Origin of the sequence: Burkholderia sp. BCC0397, from assembly GCF_902832865.1 — a bacterium.
In the GTDB taxonomy this organism is placed as follows: Bacteria; Pseudomonadota; Gammaproteobacteria; order Burkholderiales; family Burkholderiaceae; genus Burkholderia.
The window spans coordinates 191094-210436 of sequence record NZ_CADFDL010000009.1; the positions used below are offsets into that span (position 1 = coordinate 191094).

Sequence of the window (19343 nt, forward strand, 5' to 3'; positions counted from 1 at the left end):
GGTTCTCCCGCCATCCATCCGACAACTGCCCATGCTTGACGCGATCATCCGGTTCTCGCTGCGCTTTCGCGGCATCGTGTATGCGCTCGCCGTGCTCGCGGCCGGCTACGGACTCTTTTCGCTGACGCGCGCGAAGCTCGATGTGTTTCCGGAATTCGCGCCACCGATGAGCATCGTCCAGATCGAAGCGCCGGGCCTGACCAGCGAGCAAGTCGAGACGCTCGTGACGCAGCCGGTCGAGAACGGGCTCGGCGGCATGGTCGGGCTGCAGTCGATGCGTTCGCGGTCGATGCAGGGCCTGTCCTCCATCACGCTGGTATTCGACGCGCATGCAAACGTGCTGCAGATTCGCCAGCTCGTGTCCGAACGCGTGAATGCGCTGGCCGCTACGTTGCCGGCCGGCGTGCTGCCGCCGCGCCTGTTGCCGTTGACGACGACGACCAGCGTGGTGCGCACGATCGGGTTGACGTCGAAAACGCGCTCGCTGATGGACCTGTACGACGTTGCGCAATGGGTCGTGCGGCCGCAGCTGATGAGCGCACCGGGCGTCGCCGACGCGATCGTGTTCGGCGGCCAGACTCGGCAGCTTCAGATTCAGGTCGATCCGGCGAAACTGATGCGCTACGGCCTGTCGATCCAGGACGTCATCGCAGCGGCACGCCAGTCGACCGGCGTGCGCGGCGCCGGTTTCATCGAGAACGACAACCAGCGCATCGCCGTCAACGCGGACGGCCAGATCACCACGCCGGAAAAACTGGCGGGTGTCGTGCTCCGCTGGAGCAACGGCGTCGCCGTTCGTCTGTCCGATGTCGCGGTAGTGACGTGGGGCAGCGCGCCGGCGGTGGGCGCCGCATCGATCATGGGGCAGCCGGGCGTGATGCTCGTGCTCGAAAGCCAGTACGGCACGAATACGCGGGCCGTGACGAACGATATCGACAAGACGCTCGCCGCGCTTCATCCGGTGCTGGCGAAACAGGGTGTCGACGTGCAACCCGACGTGTTCCGCCCGGCCAAGTTCATCGATGCATCGGTCGGACACCTGCGCACCGCGTTGCTGGTTGGCGCCGTACTCGTGATCGCCGTGCTGTTCCTGTTCTTGCTCAATGTTCGCACCGCGTTGATTTCGGCGGTCGCAATCCCGCTGTCGTTGCTGGTCGCGCTCATCGTGCTCGTGTCGTTCGGCGTGAGCCTGAACACGATGACGCTGGGCGGCCTCGCGATTGCGCTCGGCGAAGTGGTCGACGACGCCATCATCGATGTCGAGAACATCTACCGGCGGCTTCGCGAGAACCGTGCGTTGCCGACACCGCTGCCCGTGTTTCGCGTCGTGCTTCGTGCGTCGCTCGAGGTGCGAAGCGCGGTCGTGTTCGCAACCTTCATCGTGATGCTGATCTTCCTGCCGGTGCTGACGTTGTCGGGGGTTGCGGGAAAGTTGTTCGCGCCGCTCGGCATCGCGTACATCCTCGCCGTGCTGGCGTCGCTCGGCGTCGCGCTGACGCTCACGCCGGCGATGGCCCTCGCGCTGCTCACGCGCGGGCCGCTGCCTGCTCACGAGCCGCGACTGATTGCGGGTTTGAAAAAGCGCTACACGGCGCTGCTGCTGAAGGTCGAGCAGCGTGTGAAGACCGTGATGGTCATGGTTGCGCTGATGTGCGTCGCGGCGCTGGCGTCGTTGCCATTCATGGGCGGCAACTTCATTCCGGTGCTGCGCGAAGGTCACTACATCGTCCACATGGGGATTGCGCCCGGCACGTCGCTCGCCGAGTCGATGCGCATCGGTACGCAAGTCACGCATGTGCTGATGCAGGTGCCGGGTGTGCGTCTCGTCGCGCAGCGTGCGGGGCGCGCCAATGAAGTGGTCGACCCGATGGGCGTGCAACTGAGCGAATTCGAGGTCGATCTCAAGCCGATGAGCGCATCCGGCCAGAATGAAGCATTGCACCGCATCCAGCAGGCGCTTGCCCGGTTCCCGGGTCTCACGACGTCGGTCAACACGTTTTTGGTCGAACGCATCGACGAGACGATCTCGGGCGTCACCGCGCCCGTCGTCGTCAACGTGTTCGGCGACAACCTCGACGTGATCGACCGCAAGGCGCAGGAGATCGCCCGTCTGCTCGGGACGATTCGCGGCGTCGCCAGCGTCGGCGTCGAGTCGCCGCCCGGCATTCCCGAACTCGACGTGAGACTCAAGCCGGATCAATTGAGCCGCTGGGGCTTCCGGCCGGTGGACGTGCTCGATGCAATCCAGAGCGCCTACCAGGGCGCCACCGCGTCTCAGGTCTATCAGGGCAGCCGAACATACGACGTCGTCGTGATTCTGTCGCCCAATGTGCGCCGCAGCTTCGCGGACGTCGGGACGTTGATGCTGCGTAACCCGGACGGGCTCGCGGTTCCGCTGCGCGCGCTCGCGACGATCGGTCAGGTGTCGGGCCGCTACCAGATCACGCACGACGGCGGCCGGCGCATGCAGACGGTTTCCGTGACGCTCGGCAGCCGCGCGGTGAGCGATTTCGTGAAGGAGGCACAGGCGCGCGTGAGTCGCGAAGTAGCGATGCCTGCGGGCACGTATGCCGTCTTCTCCGGCGAAAGCGAAGCGCGTTCGCAGTCGCAACACGATCTGCTCGTCTATGGCGCGATGTCCGCCGTCGGCATCGCGCTGCTTCTGTTTCTTGCGATGAAGAGCCGTCGCGGCGTCGTGCTCGTGATGGTCAATCTGCCGTTTGCATTGGTGGGCGGCGTCCTGAGCGTCGCGTTGGCCGGCGGCGACCTGTCGCTGGGCAGCATGGTCGGCTTCGTCACGTTGTTCGGCATTTCATTGCGCAACTCGATCATGCTGATCAGCCACTACGAGCACCTCGTCCACATCGAGGGCATGCCGTGGGGGCTCGATACCGCGGTGCGAGGCGCATCCGAGCGCCTGATTCCGATCCTGATGACCGCGCTGGTCACCGCGCTTGCGCTGATGCCGCTCGCGTTGACCAGTGGCGCCGCGGGCAACGAGATCGAGGGACCGATGGCAATCGTCATCCTGGGTGGCCTGATCACGTCGACGGCATTGAACCTGATCGTGCTGCCGACGCTGGCATTGCGGTATGGTCGGTTCGAGCTGGACACGCCGGCGGAATCGTCCGCCGCTTCGTCGAACGGGTGACCCATGCACGCATGGCTTGTCGGTATCGCGACGCATCCCGCGCTCGTCTTGATCGTCGTCTTCAGTGTGGCATGTGCCGAGTCGCTCGCCATTGTTGGGACGCTGGTCCCGGCCGGCATCGTGATGTTCGCGGCCGGTGCGTCGATCGGCGCCGGCGTGCTGGAAGTATGGGTCACGCTTGCTGTTGCCGCGCTGGGCGCAATGACGGGGGACGGAGTCAGCTTTGAAGTGGGCCGCCGATACGCTGGTGAAGTGCGCACGTGGTGGGCCGAAAAGGGGCAGGTCGAGCCTGTCTGGTTAAAAAGCGGGGTGGGGGCTAGGTACAAATTTGTGCAAAATTTGGGAACAAATTTATGCAAACCGACGCCTGACGGCGGGCAGGCGACAGGCATCTACGTAATTCTACGTAGACCCTCATACGTAGTTGTGCGCTTGTAAGCTTCCCCCATCGCGCGGAATACTACGGCCCACAGCCGCGGCTTCCACGAGACGCGGCACGACGCATCGACGTCACGCGGGTTCGGCCCTTCGCCGCATCCACTCAAAAAACACATTGGAGACCAGGAGACGCCATGAATCGGGCTTCCAGTACCCTGCTCTGGATCGCGGTCGCGCTGCTCGGCGCGTTCGCATTCGGCACGATCGCACTCGCGCACGGCGAACGCGTCAGTGCGCTCTGGATCGTGATCGCCGCAGTCTGCGTGTATCTGATCGCGTATCGCTTCTACAGCCGTTTCATCGCCAGCAAGGTCATGCAGCTCGACGGGCTGAGGATGACGCCGGCGGTCAAGTACAACGACGGCCTCGACTACGTACCGACCAACAAGTACGTGCTGTTCGGCCATCACTTCGCCGCGATCGCCGGCGCCGGGCCGCTGGTCGGCCCCGTGCTCGCCGCGCAGATGGGCTACACGCCCGGCATGCTGTGGATCCTGGCCGGCGTCGTGTTCGCCGGCGCGGTGCAGGACTTCATCGTGCTGTTCATCTCGACGCGTCGCGACGGCCGTTCGCTCGGCGACCTCGTCAAGATGGAGCTCGGCACGGTGCCCGGCGTGATCGCGCTGTTCGGCGCGTTCCTGATCATGGTGATCATCCTCGCGGTGCTCGCACTGATCGTCGTGAAGGCGCTGACGAATTCGCCGTGGGGCACGTTCACCGTCGCCGCGACGATTCCGATCGCGCTGTTCATGGGCGTCTACACGCGCTACATCCGCCCGGGCCGCATCGGCGAAGTGTCGATCATCGGCTTCATCGGGCTGATGGCGGCGATCTCGTTCGGCCAGAACGTCAGCGCTTCGCCGGCGCTCGCCGCGTGGTTCACGTTCAGCGGCACGCAGCTCACGTGGATCCTGATCGGCTACGGCTTCGTCGCGTCGGTGCTGCCGGTGTGGCTGCTGCTCGCGCCGCGCGACTACCTGTCGACGTTCCTGAAGATCGGCACGATCCTCGGCCTCGCGATCGGCATCCTGGTCGTCGCACCGGAACTGAAGATGCCCGCGCTGACGAAGTTCGTCGACGGCAGCGGCCCGGTGTGGTCGGGCAACCTGTTCCCGTTCCTGTTCATCACGATCGCATGCGGCGCGGTGTCGGGCTTCCACGCGCTGATCTCGTCGGGCACGACGCCGAAGCTGATCGACAACGAAACCAACGCGCGCTTCATCGGTTACGGCGCGATGCTGATGGAATCGTTCGTCGCGATCATGGCGCTGGTCGCCGCGTGCGTGATCGAACCGGGCATCTACTTCGCGATGAACGCGCCGGCGGCCGTGCTCGGCTCGACGCCGGAAGCGGTCGCGAACACCGTCACGCAATGGGGCTTCGTGCTGACGCCCGACATGCTGACGCAAACCGCGAAGGCCGTCGGCGAAACGACGATCATCGCGCGTGCGGGCGGCGCGCCGACGCTGGCCGTCGGCATGGCGCACATCCTGCACCAGGTGATCGGCGGCGAAGCGATGATGGCGTTCTGGTATCACTTCGCGATCCTGTTCGAGGCGCTGTTCATCCTGACGGCCGTCGACGCGGGCACGCGTGCGGGCCGCTTCATGCTGCAGGACCTGCTCGGGACGTTCCACCCGGCGCTCAAGCGCACCGAGTCGCTGCCCGCGAACCTCGTCGCCACCGCGCTGTGCGTGGCCGCGTGGGGCTACTTCCTGTACCAGGGCGTGGTCGATCCGCTCGGCGGCATCAACACGCTGTGGCCGCTGTTCGGCATCTCGAACCAGATGCTCGCCGCGATCGCGCTGGTGCTCGGCACCGTCGTGCTGTTCAAGATGAAGCGCGAGCGCTACGCGTGGGTGACGATGGTGCCGACCGCGTGGCTGCTGATCTGCACGCTGACGGCCGGCTGGCAGAAGATTTTCGACGCGAACCCGAAGGTCAGCTTCCTCGCGCACGCCGCGAAGCTGCAGGCCGCGGTGGACGAAGGCAAGGTGCTCGCGCCGGCGAAGTCGATCGCGCAGATGCAGCGGATCATCTTCAACGACTACATCGATGCGGCGCTGGCCGGGCTGTTCATCTTCGTCGTCGTGGCGATCGCGGTGTATGGCGTGATCGCCGTGCTGCGCGCGCGCCGCGAGTCGAAGCCGACCGTGCGCGAGACGCCGTACGAAGCGATGCCGGCCGCGCAGGCGCTCGGCAGCGGACGCTAACGGGAGGCCGCGATGTTCAGCGATCTTGGCGGCGACCTGCGCACTGCAGGGCGTTACCTCGGGCAGGCGTTGCGGCTGATGGTCGGCCTGCCCGACTACGACACCTACGTCGCGCACATGCGCGAAACCCATCCGGACCGCGAGCCGATGACGTACGAGGAATTCTTCCGCGAGCGTCAGAATGCGCGGTACGGGTCGGGAGCAGGGAAGTGTTGCTGAACCGGGCCGTTGCAATGACCTGACGAATCGGTTCGGTATCGAAACGGAAGCGCCGCGATGGCTGTCGCGGCGCTTTTTTCTTTGGCGGGCCGGCGGCGCGCACCGTACGGCATCCGCGTGCCGTTTGCCCGGGCGCAGCACGATGGCATCCAGCCGCCGGTATCATTAGGGTTCTTTCTTTTCCCGATGGACCGCAGGAGAACACGTCGTGCATGTCGGTGAGCGTTTCAACAGCATTTCCCATCTCGTCGGCGCGGTGCTGTCGGTGGCCGGCCTCGTCGCGCTCGTGACGATGGGCGCGCTCGAAGGCGACCCGTACAAGGTGGTGAGCTTCAGCGTGTACGGCGCGATGCTGATCCTGCTCTACGCGATCTCGACGGCGTATCACAGCGTGCGCAACCCGCGCCTGAAGGCGATCCTGCAGAAGTGCGACCATTCGGCGATCTACCTGCTGATCGCCGGCAGCTACACGCCGTTCACGCTGGTCACGCTGCGCGGCCCGTGGGGCTGGTCGCTGTTCGGCGTGAGCTGGGGGCTCGCCGTATTCGGCATCGTGCAGGAGCTGACGCTCGGGCGCCGCACGCGCCTGCTGTCGATGATCCTGTACGTGCTGATGGGCTGGCTCGCGCTCGTCGCCGTGCGGCCGCTGATCCATGCGCTGCCGCCGATCGGCACCGCGTGGCTCGTGGCCGGCGGCGTGATCTACAGCGTGGGGATCTACTTCTTCATCAACGACGAACGCATCCGCCACGGGCATGGTATCTGGCACCTGTTCGTGCTGGCCGGGAGCCTGTGCCAGTTCGTCAGTGTCGCGATGTATGTCGCGTGAGCGGCATGGGGCGTTGAGCCGGTCACCCCAGGCGAGCGGCGTGCCGGCCGGGGCAGGTGCTATCGGCGCGCGGCGGCTCGCGGAGGCGCGGTCGTTTCGGCGGTTGCCGGCGCCGCCTGCACCGTGAGCCACCACGTCGCCGCGGCGAGCGCCGACAATCCGGCTGCCAACGCCAGCACCCCCCGCATCGCCACCGGAAACGGCTGCAGCGTCGCGATGCACGCGCCGCAGATCGCCACGCCGAGCGCCGATCCGCTTTGCCGTGCCGCGTTCAGCACGGCTGCCGCCACGCCGGCGCGGTGCCGGTCGACCGTCCCGAGCGCCGGCGACGTCGCGGCCGGCGAGATGAAGCCCGATGCGAAGCCGATCGCGAGCATCGGCGCGACGGCGAGCCACGCGGGCGTCGTCGCGCCGATGATCGTCATCCCGAGCGCACCCGTCGCGTAGAGCCCGAACGCCGCGCACATCGTCCCGCGCGCACCGAAGCGTACAACGATCCGCCCCGAGCTGAGCCCGCCGAGCGCGACCATCGCGGTCATCGGCAGGAACGCGAGCCCGGTGTCGAGCGGGCTCGCGCCGCGAACCTGCCGATAGAACAGGCTGAGCACGAACAGCAAGCCGTAGAACACGAACGCCGACGCCATCGACATGAACGTCGACCCCGCGAACAGCCGGTTGCGGAAGAACGCGAGCGGCAGCATCGGTTCGCGGTGTCGCGCCTCGATCGCGATGAACGCAATCCATGCAGCGATGCTGGCCACCGCACCGCCGACGATCGGCGTCGAACGCCAGCCGAGCGACGGGCCTTCGATCAGCGTGCCGATCAGCGCCGCGATCGCGACGATGGCCGCCGCCTGGCCGCCCCAGTCAAACTGCCGCGACCGATCGACGGCGGCGCGCGCGACCGTCCGGCCGAGCCAGATGCCCGCGAGCCCCAGCGGCAGGTTCACGAAGAAGAGGCTGCGCCAGCCGAACAGATCGATCAGCAAGCCGCCGATCAGCGGACCCGACGCCATCGCGATGCCGCCGCAGCCCATCCACACGCTGATCGCCGACGCGCGCGCGGCCGGCTCGGGGAACGCGCGATGGATCAGCGCCAGCGAGCACGGCACCAGCATCGCGCTGCCGACGCCTTGCAACGCGCGGGCGACCGCGAGCGCCGGGAGGGTCGGCGCGATGCCGCACAGGGCCGACGCGACGACGAATACGGCGAGCCCCGCCACATAGACGGTGCGGTCGCCGAGCCGGTCGCCGAGCGTGCCGCCCGTCAGCAGCAGGCTCGCGAACGCGAGCGTGTAAGCGTTCACTATCCACTGCAGGCCGGCCACGCGGCTGCCGAACGTGTGCGCGATGTCGGTGAGCGCGACGTTGACGATCGACGCATCGAGCAGCACGAGCGTGTAGCTCACGCAGGTCGCGGCGAGCACGCGGCGCGCGGCGGCCCGATCCGGTACGGCGGCCGTCATGCGCGCGGGTGCGCCGACGCGGCGCCGCGCAGTGCGCTGAATCCTACCCATCCCCAGTACACGCGATGATGCGCGATCAACCCGTCGCGCAGATCCATCACCTCGACGAGATCCACCTGATCGCCGTCCGGCGTGGCGCGCGGGTATTCCCAGACGAGCTGGCGGCCGTTCGAGAAGAACAGCCCGGTCCGGTACCAGCGCCCGAGCCGGTTGTCCGGATTGCGCAGGCCGGCCGCGAAGAACGCGCCGATCGCGGCCTTGCCGTGCAGCACGCCCGAGCCGTGCGCGGGCAGCGTGGCGACGACGAGCGGCGTTTCGAGCACCGCGTCGTCGGCATACAGCGACATCAGCGCGTCGAGGTCGCGCGCGACGACGGCTGCGTGCCAGTCTTCATGGATGCGCCGGGCGTTGGCGTCGGTGTCTGCGGGTGTCATGGCGGGTTTCCGGAAGTCGATCACGGAAACCACTGTAGGGGCGCGCCGCCGCGAGACGTTTCACGTCGACCCGAAACATGGATGCCCCGCCGCGGCAAGGGCGCTCGGGCGTCGACCCTTAGCCGGCCAGCGCGTCGAGATTCAGCGTATACGACTTGCCGATCCACACCGCGCAATCGCGATGGTCGCGCAGTTCGTCGTGCGTATTCGGATGCAGGAAGATGTCGAGCGCGCCGTGGTTCAGCACGAGCCACGGCACGATGTCGTCGAATCGGGCGGCGTCGAACGCGATCTGGTACGACCAGGCCGGATGCGGGCCGACGAGGCGTTCGTGAAAGCGGCCGAGTTCGATGACCGCGCCGAACCGCGCGTCGACGACCTGGCGAAACGCCCAGGCCGCGTCGCGGCTCGCCGCATCGAAATAGACGTGCGCGTGCCAGCTGTCGATGGCGGTAGTGTCGAGGGCAGCCATGGGGAGACTCGATTAAAAAGGGGAATGCCGGAGATGCCGTGCGAAACGGCCGATGCGTGATTATCGCGCGTCCTTGCCGATTGCGTCGTGTCTCAATCCGGCAAGCCGATTCGAATGATTTGTCCTGCATCAGAAGAATCGGCTGATCCGATGAAATCGTGTCGGGGGTATCCGCGTGCGCGATATCACGCCGGAGCCTTGCGGGCAGGCGCACCGGCCGGAATCGCACCGGCAACACGTCATTTCGGAAATTGAAAGAGCGGGGTGAGCGCCAACCGAAGCGCCGGTAAAAATCCGATCAGATCGTTGAATGAAATAAAGAAATTCCATTTCGAAGGGATTCGTGAATGACGTGGCTCGCACGCCGAATGCGCGGCTGAAAATAACAATTGCGGATTCGGCTATTCAAGCGGCATGCGGCCCGACATACGATGATTTCAACGCATCGATGATGGATCGATGCGGGGACAACCATCTGGAGGCCATTATGCGTTCCCTCGTTCCCGTTGCCGTTCTTTCCTGCGCACTCGCTGCGCTGCCGGCCGTCAGCTTCGCGCAGTCGATCGGCGCCGGCGACACGCCGTATGCCGCGCCGTTGACCTGGTCGGCGGCGCGTGCCGAAACCGATGTGCAGCTGATGCAGATGACGCGTGCCGGCTATCGCGCGACGGCGGCCGGCAACCAGAACTATCCGCTTGCGATGCAGCGTGCGCTCGATCGCGTGTACAACCCGATGCCCGACCGGTGGCGCGACGAAAAGGCCGCGATGGAAGCGCGGGCGGCCCGCGACGCGCAGAGCGGCCATCCGGTGAAGGCGTTCTTCGTGAAAACCGCGTACTACCTGAAGGGCGAGAACACGTTTTGATGCAGGAGACGAACATGGCATGCCCCGACCGATGGTCCGGCGTGTTGCGTGCGTCGGCGATACGCAGGCTGCCGGAGGCGTGCGCGACGCGACGGCGCGCCGACGTGCACGGCATGCGGCGCCGGGCGCACACCCGGTGCGACGCGGGCCGCAGCGCCGTCGTGTGCCGCAGTGCGTGGCCCGGGGCGGCGCAGGACGACGCGTCCGCGAGCGAGGGCAAATCATGAAGGCTGCCCGAAAAGGCCGGCGCCATCCGCCGTTGACGCGCGAATGGCTGCTGCCGCTGCCGCCCGCGCATGCGCGCGACATCTCGCTGAAATGCCACATGGCGCTGGTCGCGCTGCGCGGCGAGCACGGTAGCGAAACGCTGCTGCTGCGGCTGCGCACGAGCGTGTATCTGGTGTTCCTCGCGCTCGACGATGCGGTCTCTCCCGACGCGACCATCGACCTGTGCGTCGACGCGGAGCGCGTGCTCGACGCGAGCGTGGCGCGCGCCGCGCAAAGCGGTGCGTGGACGCTGCACGCCGACGAATGCGCGGTGCTCGAACGCGTGCTCGCCGCGAACGACGCATGCGTCGCGACGCTCACGCGGCATCGGCTGGCCGAGCTGTGGCGTCACGTCTGCACGTTCGCTTCCGCCGAACAGCCGGGGATCGTCGCGCAGGCGGCGGCGAAGATGCGGGCGCCGGCCGTTCTGCATTGAATGGCTGGCCGCGGGCCGCGTTTCATACCCGTCCGATTCCATCGCGCGGCCGCGCGCCGTCTAATGACTTGACGTCCTCGTCTCCCTAAAGGGAGAGGATTCCCACACCTGGCGATGCACGTCCGCATCGGAGAATGTTCAACGCAGCGTTGGTATCTCGATCATGCTCGACACCACAGTCACTGCAGGCCCACTCTCTTATTCTCAGTCCCGCGATACCTTTCGGCCGCGTCGTGCTGTCTTTCGATCCGCACGACGAACAGGACTGGGTGGAACCGCTTTCGTCGACTTCCTCGAACGTGGCCCCGTGCGCGATCGCTTTATAGCGGAGCTTGTTCCGGAAGGACGACCAGGATGCGTCGTAGACGCTCTTCGCCATCCTGGTTCTGGCGAGTTTGACGGCAGATACGTTGCCAACCGCGATGTAATCGAATCGCCGCACCAGATCGAGCGTGAGCTTGTGCTGGAAGTCGGCGCGGGCATTGGCGATCTTTGCGTGCAGCTTCGCGATATGTCGCTTGTGCTTTCGTGCTCGCTGCGCTTTCGCCAGCTTTTCCGCCGCGCGTCGACCGAACCGATCGTTAGGCAGCTTCTCGCCGGTCGAAAGTGTGGCGAAGTCTTTCAGGCCGAGATCGATGCCGACACCGGAGCGGATCGGGCGGGCCTGCACATCGGGTATCTCGATCACGATATTCAGGAACCAGTTGCCGCGCGCATCCCGCGCGAAGTTGGTGCCATCCTTGATCTTGCCTTCGGGAAGCGGTCGGCTGTTGAACACGCGGAAGGTGTTGCCGGCGAAACGAAACGCGTCGCCCTCGCGCTTCAGGTCGCGGCCCTTCAGCGGCACCCAGCCCAGCGATTTCCTGCCGCGATAACGCAGGCAGGGCCGACGGTGCTGGCTGCGCGACTTCGCATATTGCTCGCAAGTCGCGTTGACCGTGCCGGAGTGAATACCGAGTTCCTTGCTGCTGCCGGTCGTCAGCACGTTCAGATCGAATCCCGTCGGCCACTTCCTGCTCCACTTGAGCGCGTGCTTCTGCGTGTCGTTGCAGAAGTTCCAGACGTAGTTCACCGCGCGGCTCTGCTTGTTGAGCAGTCCGTTGAGCGATTTCACCCGGTAGCGATAGACAAGGATCATGCAGGTGATCCTAACCCGTGGAAGAAGCTGTCTGTCAACAGCACTCCTTTCCTCCCCGTCCTGAAGGACGGGGTTTCTCGGAGCAACTGATGACTGGAACCCGGCGAGTCCGGGCGACGAGGATCCATCCTCGCGTTTGCGGCGATCGTGCGTGTCGACGCGAACGCATTCGTTTCAGTCAGGAGGAGCGATGGCGCTATACAGGAGCGGCGGCTACTTCACGTGCGGAAGTGGCCGCGCATTCAGCGAGAACCTGCCGCCGGGCAGCAAGGTGACGGTGGCGGGCATCTATCGATGCACCGTGTGCGGCGACGAGATCGGCATTGCGAGATCGCAGACGTTGCCGTCCGAGGAAGCGCATCCGCACGATCTCGATCCGCCGTCCGACCCGCTGCTCGATCCGGGGCCGACTGCCTGGCAACTGATCGCCGCGGCGGAGTCGCGAAGCTAGGCCACCGACGTTCGCCCCCGCACGCAGGCGCGCAAGCGCAATGCGTCACACGGCGTCCGTCAAAACAAAAAGCGCCACGGAGCGAACTCCGTGGCGCTTTTTCGATGCGTGGCCGCTGCGAAGGCGTGAACCTTCGTGCGGTGAAACGCGCTTAAGCGGCCGTTGCCGACTTCGCCGGCTTCTGCAGCTTGCCCTTGCCGGCGCGCTGGATTTCCTCGAGCTTGATCTCGACGTGGCGCGAGAACACGTACTCGGCCGGGCGCTGTTTCGCGATCGAGATGTCCGGGGCGAACGGGCCGTCGGTCTTGATGCCCTTGCGGCTCACGCGCAGCGCCTTCAGCGGGTTCGAGATCGTGTCCATCACCGCCGTGGCCTCGAAGCCGCAGTGGACCATGCAGTCCGCGCACTTCTCGTAGTTGCCGACGCCGTAGTTGTCCCACTCCGTCGTTTCCATCAGTTCCTTGAAGGTCTTCACATAACCTTCGCCGACCAGGTAGCACGGCTTCTGCCAGCCGAACACCGTACGCGCCGGGTTGCCCCACGGCGTGCACTTGTACGTCTGGTTGCCGGCCAGGAAGTCGAGGAACAGCGACGACTGGCTGAACGACCAGCGCTTGCCGCCTTCGCCGCGCTTCAGGATTTCGCGGAACAGGTTCTTCGTCTTGTCGCGGTTCAGGAAGTGCTGCTGATCCGGCGCGCGCTCGTACGCGTAGCCCGGCGACACGGTGATGCCGTCGACGCCGATCGGGCCCAGCGTGTCGAAGAACTTCGCGACACGCTCCGGCACCGCATCGTTGAACAGCGTGCAGTTGATGTTCACGCGGAAGCCGCGGCGCTTCGCTTCCTTGATCGCCGCGACGGCCTTCTCGTACACGCCTTCCTGCGACACCGAGTGATCGTGTGCTTCCTTGTCGCCGTCGAGGTGGACCGACCAGACGAAATACGGGCTCGGCGCGTAGTCGTCCATCTTCTTTTCCATCAGCAGCGCGTTCGTGCACAGGTACACGAACTTCTTGCGCTTCATGATGCCCTTGACGATTTCCGGCATCTCCTTGTGGAGCAGCGGCTCGCCGCCGGCGATCGACACGACGGGCGCGCCGCACTCGTCGACAGCCTGCAGGCATTCCTCGACGGACAGGCGCTGGTTCAGGATCGGATCCGGATAATCGATCTTGCCGCAGCCGTTGCACGCGAGGTTGCAGCGGAACAGCGGCTCGAGCATCAGCGCGAGCGGATAGCGTTTGTTGCCGGACAGGTGCTGGCGCACGATGTAGGCGCCGACACGGACTTGCTGGAGCAGCGGAATAGACAAGGGATGTCCTCCTTAAACTTCGCGGGCGACAGCTTGCGTGAGCTTCGCCGGCAACTTGAATTCGACTTTTTCTTCACGGCCCGCCATCGTCGCGACATCGACGGGCCCCAGCGCGCGCAGCGCGCCGATTACATCCTCGACCATTTCCTCGGGCGCCGACGCGCCGGCGGTCAGGCCGACCGTCTGCACGCCCGCGAACCATTCGGCCTTCACTTCCGAGCCGTCGGCGACGAGATAGCTCGGCACACCGCTTTCGGTGCCGATCTCGCGCAGGCGGTTCGAGTTCGAGCTGTTCGTCGCACCGACGACGAGCAGCACGTCAACCTGTTCGCTCAGCTCGCGCACGGCGGCCTGGCGATTCTGCGTGGCATAGCAGATGTCGCGCGTGTCCGGGCCGACGAGGTCGGTGAACCGGCGCTGCAGCGCTTCGATGATGCCGCGCGTGTCGTCGACCGACAGCGTGGTCTGCGTGATGTACGCGACCGGCGTATCGACGGGCAGCGTCAGCGTATCGACTTCGGCTTCGCTCTGCACGAGGATCACCTCGGCCGGAATCTGGCCGATCGTGCCCTCGACTTCCGGGTGGCCCGCATGGCCGATCAGGATCAGCCGGCGGCCCGCCGCGACGTACTGGCGGCCCTGCACGTGCACCTTCGTGACGAGCGGGCAGGTCGCGTCGAGCACGTCGAGCCCGCGCGTTTCCGCATCGCGCTCGACCGTCTGGGCGACACCGTGCGCGCTGAAGATCGCGACAGCGCCGTGCGGCACCTCGTCGAGTTCCTCAACGAATCGTGCCCCTTTATTACGCAGATTTTCGACGACATGCCGGTTATGCACGATCTCGTGACGCACATAGACCGGCGCGCCGTGCTGTTGCAGCGCGCGATCGACGATCTCGATCGCACGGACAACCCCCGCACAAAAGCCGCGGGGCTGGGCAAGGATGACTCGCATAAGTGAGCGAACTCCGACGACAGACACCGGGGTTCGAGGCGCTGGCACACGCTTGCTCGCCCCGGCTTGATGTTATGAAGGCAGGAACGAACCGGCCGGCCAGGCCCCGGAACCCCGAATTAATCGCGCATTTTAACCCTATCGGGCCGTCCGTGCTTCGGTGCTGTGTCGGCACCGTTGCAATTGCGGGAGAGCCGCGTCGGCGCTGGCGCGCGCGGAACCCGGTAAACTGCGCGGTTTCGCGGTCGGCCGCTCCGGCTGCCCGCCATCGCGCTCATTTCAAGGCCATTCGATGACCGTCGATTCTTACGCGTATTGCCCGTCCGCCCGTGCGGTGCCGGCTGTTTTGTTCCAGACCCTCATTCATGCCGAACGCGCCGGCGCGCGGCAGGAGGCAGGCCGATGATGCTGGCGATCGCTTTCCTGGTGTCCGGCCTGTCGCTGGTGATCTGGATCGTGCTGCTCGTCGCGCGCGGCGGCTTCTGGCGCGCGCAGCCCGCGCGGCCGCTGCCGCCCGACGCCCGCGGCGCGGCAGCCGAGGCCGGCTGGCCGGCCGTCGTGGCGGTCGTGCCGGCGCGCAACGAAGCCGACGTGATCGCCCGCGCGGCGACTTCGCTGCTCGAGCAGGACTATTCGGGCGACTTCCATCTGATCATCGTCGACGACCACAGCGACGACGGCACCGCCGACGCGGCCCGCGCGGCCGCGCTCGCGATCAACCGCGCCGACCGGCTGACGGTGCTGACCGCGAAGCCGCTGCCGGCCGGCTGGTCGGGCAAGGTGTGGGCGCAGTCGCAGGGGATCGCGGCGGTGCAGACGCTCGGCCTGCCGGCCGACTACCTGCTGCTGACGGATGCCGACATCGGCCATCCGCCCGACGCCGTCGCGCAGCTCGTCACGCGCGCGCAGGCCGAGCATCGCGATCTCGTGTCGCTGATGGTGCGGCTGCGCTGCGACTCGTTCTGGGAAAAGGCGCTGATCCCGGCGTTCGTGTTCTTCTTCGCGAAGCTGTACCCGTTCTCGTGGATCAACAACCCGCGCAACCGGACGGCCGGCGCGGCGGGCGGCTGCATGCTCGTGAAGCGCACGGCGCTCGAGGAAGCGGGCGGCATCGAATCGATTCGCGGCGCGCTGATCGACGACTGCAGCCTCGCCGCGCAGATCAAGCATCGCGGCAGCGGCCGCCATCCGATCCGGCTCGATCTCGCCGATCGCAGCGTGTCGCTGCGCCCGTACGACAGCTGGCGCGACATCTGGAACATGATCGCGCGCACCGCGTTCACGCAGCTGCACTATTCGCCGCTGCTGCTCGTCGGCACGCTGCTCGGGATGACGATCATCTACCTGGTGCCGCCCGTCGTCGCGCTCGTCTACGGCGCGCGTGCGTGGCCGGCCTGGCTCGCGTGGGCGTCGATGTGCGCCGCGTATGCGCCGATGCTGCGCTACTACCGGCGCTCGCCGCTGTGGGCGCCCGCGCTGCCGCTCGTCGCGCTGTTCTACGTCGGCGCGACGTTCGCGTCCGCGTGGCGTTACTGGCGCGGCAAGGGCGGCCAGTGGAAGGCGCGCGTGCAGGCGCCGGTGGAGCGCTGACCCACGCCGGCGGATGCCGGCCGTCCCGATCAACCGGAACGCCGAAAACACACAGCCCGGATCGACGCAAGCCGATCCGGGCTGTGTGCTTTCCGGCCGGTTGCCGGCCGATGCGCGCGCTTACCGCTGGGTCAGCATCATGTACATCTGGATCACGACGTCCGGCGAGAACGTGAACGGCACCCAGCCGTAGCCCGTATGGCGAGCGACCAGCAGACGGTCGCCGTTCGACTGCTTCTGCACGGCCATCATCGGGTTCTTCGTCGTCACGAAACGCCAGCCGGCCGGAATGCCGGGCGGCGGCTCCGGCTGCATCGACGCGCGTGCGTGCGCGAGTTCCTCGATCAACTGGCCCAGTTGCTCCGGATGCAGCGTGATCGATTCGCCGTTGATGGTCAGCGTGAGTTCGTTCTGGGACGGGCGCGCGACGTGCAGCGTCGCCTTGTCGGCCGGCGCGGCGGCGGTGCCGGTTTCGGTTTCAACCGCGGCGTCGGTTTGCGCCGCCGGGACGATCGCGGTGTCGGCGGCGGCGGCCGCAGTCGACACCTCGGCTGCTTCGGCCTCAACCGGTGCGGCTGCGTGTCCGGCCGGCTCCGTTGCCGGTGTGTCCGCCGGTGCCGGTTCGACGACTTCGGCCGTCACGGCCGAGGCGGCAACCGCGCTCGTCGCGGCTTCCTTGACGACGGCCTCGACCAGCGCTTCGGCGTCGGCGATGGCCTTCGCGTGGTGCTGTGCGGCCGCCTCGGCCTGGGCGATCGCCTCGGCATGGCGTTGCGTGACGGCTTCGGCTTCGGCGGTGGCTTCGGCGTGGCGTTGCGCGGCGGCTTCGGCCTGGGCGATCGCCTCGGCGTGACGCCGCGTGATGGCTTCGGCCTCGGCGGTTGCGTCGGCGTGACGCTGGGCGGCGGCCTGCGTGTCGGCGAGCGCCTGCGTGTGACGCTGGGCGAGCGCCTCGGCCTCGGCGATCGCGGCCAGGTGGCGCTGCGCGGCGGCTTCGGCTTCGGCGGTCGCTTCCGCGTGGCGCTTCGCGGCGGCTTCGGCTTCGACGGTCGCCGCGGCATGACGTTGCGCGGCCGCGTCGGCTTCGGTCGCGGCGGCGTGATGACGCTGCGCGGCGGCCTCGGCTTCGGCGATCGCCGCCGCGTGGCGCTGCGACGCGGCTTCGGCATCCGCGTGACGTTGCGCGAGCGCTTCGGTCAGCGCGGTGGCTTCCGCATGGCGTTGCGAAGCGGCTTCGGCTTGCGTGGCCGCATCCGTATGACGTTGGGCGGCCGCTTCGGCGGCGGCGGTGGCGTCGGCGTGGCGCCGCTGCGCGGCTTCGGCGTCGGCGGCCGCGGCCGTGTGGCGCTGCGCGGCGGCCTGCGCTTCGGCTTCCGCCGCTGCGTGACGCTCGGCCGCGGCCCGGGCTTCCGCTGCCGCGGCGCGCGCGAAGGCTTCCGCGCTGCGTGCCGCCTGCTGGGCGGCGTGGTGATCGTGGAGGAGCTGATCGACGCCCGTGGCGAGCGAAGCGATCTGATCGTTCAGGTTCATGCGTGTCTTCTCTGCGTAAGACCCGCGATTTTAACCGCTGCGCCGATACCGGTCCGTGCGCGACGTGTAACAAAGTGCGCGAAGCGGCGCGAGGGGCGCCGCTTTGTGTTACTTCAGGTAGCCCGCCGAGCCGAACCAGTCCAGCGCGTCGCGCAGCCCTTCGCGATACGGGCGTGCACGGTAGCCGAGCTCACGCTCGGCCTTCGCCGACGTGAAATACATCTTGTTCTTCGACATCCGCAGCCCGTCCACGGTGACGAACGGCTCCTTCTTCGTGAACTTCGCGACCGCTTCGGCGCCGACCGCGAGCGGGTACAGCGGCCAGCGCGGCAGCGCGATCGTCGGCGCCTTGCGGCCCGTCATCTGCGCGATGTCCGCGAGCATCTGCTGCAGCGGCAGGTTCTCGCCGCCGAGGATGTAGCGCTCGCCGACCCGGCCGCGCTCGAGCGCGAGAAAGTGGCCGTGCGCGACGTCGTCGACGTGCACGAGGTTCAGCCCCGTGTCGACGAACGCGGGAATCTTGCCGAGCGCGGCCTCGACGATGATGCGGCCGGTTGGCGTCGGCTTCACGTCGCGCGGGCCGATCGGCGTCGACGGATTGACGATCACGGCGGGCAGCCCTTCGTCGGCGATCATCCGTTCGACCGCGCGCTCCGCGAGCACCTTGCTGCGCTTGTAGACGCCGATCGCCTGCTCGGCCGTGAGCGGGCGGTTTTCGTCGGACGGGTCGCCGGCGCTCGTCACCTTCAGCGTCGCGACGCTGCTCGTGTAGACGATCCGCTCGACGCCTTCCGCGCGGGCCGCGCGCATCGTCGCGACCGCGCCTTCGAGGTTCGCGCGTTCGATCTCGTCGGGGTCGGGCGCCCACAGCCGGTAGTCGGCCGCCACGTGCAGCAGGTAGCGCACGCCGCGCAGCGCGGCGCGCATCGACGCTTCGTCGCGCATGTCGCCGGTGACGATCTCGGCATCGAGATCCGCGACGTTCGTGCGCGGGCTGGTCGGGCGCACGAGCACGCGCACCGCATAGCCTTTCTGCTGCGCGATGCGCGCGACGGCCGAGCCGACGAAACCGGACGCACCGGTGACGAGAACGAGATCGCGGGAGGTATCAGTCATGCGTTTCCTTCGGGGCCGCGCGGGCGGCGCGGCGGTTGGGCATCGGCGAGATTGTACGTGGTCGGCGTGCGCGGCGACGCCCGGCCGGCGCGTGTGCGAAGCGGCCGACGCGACTACAATGCCGGGCTTGAATGCAACGGGAGGGCGACGCGATGAGCCGCAATGAACTGGACGAACGGATCGAGACCTACTACGTGCGGGTGCGCGGCGTCGTGCAGGGCGTCGGCTTTCGTCATGCGACGGTGCGCGAAGCGCATGCGCTGAAGCTGCGCGGCTGGGTCGCGAATCTCGAGGACGGCACCGTCGAGGCGATGATCCAGGGCCCCGGCGCGCAGATCGACCGGATGCTCGCGTGGCTGCGTCACGGGCCGCCCGCCGCGCGCGTGACCGAGGTGACGTTCGAGGAACGCCTGACCGAGCGGCGCTTCGAGCGCTTCCAGCAGCAGTAAGCGGCACAGAACA

The 19343-nt window shown here is 67.1% G+C and carries 18 protein-coding genes; 10 read left to right on the forward strand and 8 right to left on the reverse strand.

Annotated elements, in window-relative coordinates; translation table 11 throughout:
* Nucleotides 1-31 precede the first annotated feature (31 nt).
* The 5 genes from HWX03_RS25415 (at nt 32) to HWX03_RS25435 (ending at nt 6850) form a co-directional block, all read left to right on the forward strand.
* On the forward strand, nt 32-3151 hold the full coding sequence (locus HWX03_RS25415) for an efflux RND transporter permease subunit (protein ID WP_175873114.1): 3120 nt from the start codon (nt 32-34) through the stop codon (nt 3149-3151).
* Between the two features lie 3 nt (nt 3152-3154).
* Complete coding sequence (locus tag HWX03_RS37035; protein WP_244132769.1) at nt 3155-3589, forward strand: hypothetical protein; 435 nt, start codon at nt 3155-3157, stop codon at nt 3587-3589.
* 134 nt (nt 3590-3723) lie between these two features.
* Nucleotides 3724-5802 (forward strand): carbon starvation CstA family protein, encoded by a 2079-nt coding sequence (locus HWX03_RS25425; protein ID WP_175873115.1) that lies wholly within the window; start codon nt 3724-3726, stop codon nt 5800-5802.
* 12 nt (nt 5803-5814) lie between these two features.
* Complete coding sequence (locus HWX03_RS25430) at nt 5815-6021, forward strand: YbdD/YjiX family protein (RefSeq protein WP_174389987.1); 207 nt, start codon at nt 5815-5817, stop codon at nt 6019-6021.
* A gap of 208 nt (nt 6022-6229) precedes the next feature.
* Nucleotides 6230-6850 carry a hemolysin III family protein gene (locus HWX03_RS25435; protein ID WP_174432860.1) on the forward strand — a complete coding sequence of 207 codons (621 nt, stop codon included), beginning with the start codon at nt 6230-6232 and terminating at the stop codon, nt 6848-6850.
* A gap of 59 nt (nt 6851-6909) precedes the next feature.
* Here the strand turns inward: HWX03_RS25435 and HWX03_RS25440 are convergent, their stop codons facing one another.
* From HWX03_RS25440 to HWX03_RS25450, 3 genes are all read right to left on the reverse strand, one after another.
* Entirely contained in the window at nt 6910-8316 is a 1407-nt protein-coding gene (locus HWX03_RS25440; RefSeq protein ID WP_175873116.1) for an MFS transporter, read from the reverse strand.
* The gene (locus HWX03_RS25445; RefSeq protein ID WP_175873117.1) at nt 8313-8750 is read right to left on the reverse strand and encodes a nuclear transport factor 2 family protein; all 438 of its coding nucleotides are present in this window, start codon (nt 8748-8750) and stop codon (nt 8313-8315) included. Before HWX03_RS25445 ends, HWX03_RS25440 begins: the two co-directional genes overlap by 4 nt.
* Nucleotides 8751-8868: 118 nt before the next feature.
* Complete coding sequence (locus tag HWX03_RS25450; RefSeq protein WP_011548877.1) at nt 8869-9222, reverse strand: DOPA 4,5-dioxygenase family protein; 354 nt, start codon at nt 9220-9222, stop codon at nt 8869-8871.
* 487 nt (nt 9223-9709) lie between these two features.
* Here HWX03_RS25450 and HWX03_RS25455 point away from each other — a divergent pair, with 487 nt between their 5' ends.
* Nucleotides 9710-10087, forward strand: a complete 378-nt coding sequence (locus HWX03_RS25455) for a hypothetical protein (RefSeq protein WP_175873118.1) — start codon at nt 9710-9712, stop codon at nt 10085-10087.
* A 223-nt stretch (nt 10088-10310) separates the two neighbouring features.
* A complete protein-coding gene (locus HWX03_RS25460; RefSeq protein WP_175873119.1) occupies nt 10311-10790 on the forward strand; it encodes a hypothetical protein in 480 nt (159 codons plus the stop codon).
* An 85-nt stretch (nt 10791-10875) separates the two neighbouring features.
* Here HWX03_RS25460 and HWX03_RS25465 read toward each other — a convergent pair whose 3' ends face one another.
* Entirely contained in the window at nt 10876-11928 is a 1053-nt protein-coding gene (locus HWX03_RS25465; RefSeq protein ID WP_175873120.1) for an RNA-guided endonuclease TnpB family protein, read from the reverse strand.
* A 190-nt stretch (nt 11929-12118) separates the two neighbouring features.
* Between HWX03_RS25465 and HWX03_RS25470 the strand changes: the two genes are divergently transcribed.
* On the forward strand, nt 12119-12379 hold the full coding sequence (locus HWX03_RS25470) for a hypothetical protein (RefSeq protein ID WP_174389982.1): 261 nt from the start codon (nt 12119-12121) through the stop codon (nt 12377-12379).
* Nucleotides 12380-12530: 151 nt separating this feature from the next.
* On the opposite strand, the gene hpnH is transcribed toward HWX03_RS25470, so the two are convergent.
* Together hpnH and ispH are read right to left on the reverse strand one after the other, a co-directional pair.
* Nucleotides 12531-13691, reverse strand: coding sequence for an adenosyl-hopene transferase HpnH (gene hpnH / locus HWX03_RS25475; protein ID WP_174389981.1), 1161 nt, complete (start codon nt 13689-13691; stop codon nt 12531-12533).
* Nucleotides 13692-13703: 12 nt separating this feature from the next.
* Complete coding sequence (gene ispH / locus HWX03_RS25480) at nt 13704-14645, reverse strand: 4-hydroxy-3-methylbut-2-enyl diphosphate reductase (RefSeq protein WP_114181392.1); 942 nt, start codon at nt 14643-14645, stop codon at nt 13704-13706.
* Nucleotides 14646-15047: 402 nt separating this feature from the next.
* Here ispH and HWX03_RS25485 point away from each other — a divergent pair, with 402 nt between their 5' ends.
* A complete protein-coding gene (locus tag HWX03_RS25485) occupies nt 15048-16235 on the forward strand; it encodes a glycosyltransferase (RefSeq protein WP_175873121.1) in 1188 nt (395 codons plus the stop codon).
* Nucleotides 16236-16355: 120 nt separating this feature from the next.
* On the opposite strand, the gene HWX03_RS25490 is transcribed toward HWX03_RS25485, so the two are convergent.
* Complete coding sequence (locus tag HWX03_RS25490; protein WP_175873122.1) at nt 16356-17765, reverse strand: phage tail protein; 1410 nt, start codon at nt 17763-17765, stop codon at nt 16356-16358.
* Between the two features lie 108 nt (nt 17766-17873).
* Nucleotides 17874-18881: a hopanoid-associated sugar epimerase gene (gene hpnA, locus HWX03_RS25495; protein WP_175873123.1), complete on the reverse strand. Its 1008-nt coding sequence runs from the start codon at nt 18879-18881 to the stop codon at nt 17874-17876.
* A 152-nt stretch (nt 18882-19033) separates the two neighbouring features.
* On the opposite strand from hpnA, the gene HWX03_RS25500 reads away from it, so the two are divergent.
* Entirely contained in the window at nt 19034-19330 is a 297-nt protein-coding gene (locus tag HWX03_RS25500) for an acylphosphatase (protein ID WP_166956050.1), read from the forward strand.
* The last annotated feature ends 13 nt before the right edge of the window (nt 19331-19343 follow it).

Excerpts from the sequence above, each read along its gene's own strand:
- HWX03_RS25415 (WP_175873114.1), top strand. The coding sequence starts at position 32 with ATGCTTGACGCGATCATCCGGTTCTCGCTGCGCTTTCGCGGCATCGTG.
- HWX03_RS37035 (WP_244132769.1), top strand. The coding sequence starts at position 3,155 with ATGCACGCATGGCTTGTCGGTATCGCGACGCATCCCGCGCTCGTCTTG.
- HWX03_RS25425 (WP_175873115.1), top strand. The coding sequence starts at position 3,724 with ATGAATCGGGCTTCCAGTACCCTGCTCTGGATCGCGGTCGCGCTGCTC.
- HWX03_RS25430 (WP_174389987.1), top strand. The coding sequence starts at position 5,815 with ATGTTCAGCGATCTTGGCGGCGACCTGCGCACTGCAGGGCGTTACCTC.
- HWX03_RS25440 (WP_175873116.1), bottom strand. The coding sequence starts at position 8,316 with ATGACGGCCGCCGTACCGGATCGGGCCGCCGCGCGCCGCGTGCTCGCC.
- HWX03_RS25445 (WP_175873117.1), bottom strand. The coding sequence starts at position 8,750 with ATGACACCCGCAGACACCGACGCCAACGCCCGGCGCATCCATGAAGAC.
- HWX03_RS25450 (WP_011548877.1), bottom strand. The coding sequence starts at position 9,222 with ATGGCTGCCCTCGACACTACCGCCATCGACAGCTGGCACGCGCACGTC.
- HWX03_RS25455 (WP_175873118.1), top strand. The coding sequence starts at position 9,710 with ATGCGTTCCCTCGTTCCCGTTGCCGTTCTTTCCTGCGCACTCGCTGCG.
- HWX03_RS25460 (WP_175873119.1), top strand. The coding sequence starts at position 10,311 with ATGAAGGCTGCCCGAAAAGGCCGGCGCCATCCGCCGTTGACGCGCGAA.
- HWX03_RS25465 (WP_175873120.1), bottom strand. The coding sequence starts at position 11,928 with ATGATCCTTGTCTATCGCTACCGGGTGAAATCGCTCAACGGACTGCTC.
- HWX03_RS25470 (WP_174389982.1), top strand. The coding sequence starts at position 12,119 with ATGGCGCTATACAGGAGCGGCGGCTACTTCACGTGCGGAAGTGGCCGC.
- ispH (WP_114181392.1), bottom strand. The coding sequence starts at position 14,645 with ATGCGAGTCATCCTTGCCCAGCCCCGCGGCTTTTGTGCGGGGGTTGTC.
- HWX03_RS25485 (WP_175873121.1), top strand. The coding sequence starts at position 15,048 with ATGATGCTGGCGATCGCTTTCCTGGTGTCCGGCCTGTCGCTGGTGATC.
- HWX03_RS25490 (WP_175873122.1), bottom strand. The coding sequence starts at position 17,765 with ATGAACCTGAACGATCAGATCGCTTCGCTCGCCACGGGCGTCGATCAG.
- hpnA (WP_175873123.1), bottom strand. The coding sequence starts at position 18,881 with ATGACTGATACCTCCCGCGATCTCGTTCTCGTCACCGGTGCGTCCGGT.
- HWX03_RS25500 (WP_166956050.1), top strand. The coding sequence starts at position 19,034 with ATGAGCCGCAATGAACTGGACGAACGGATCGAGACCTACTACGTGCGG.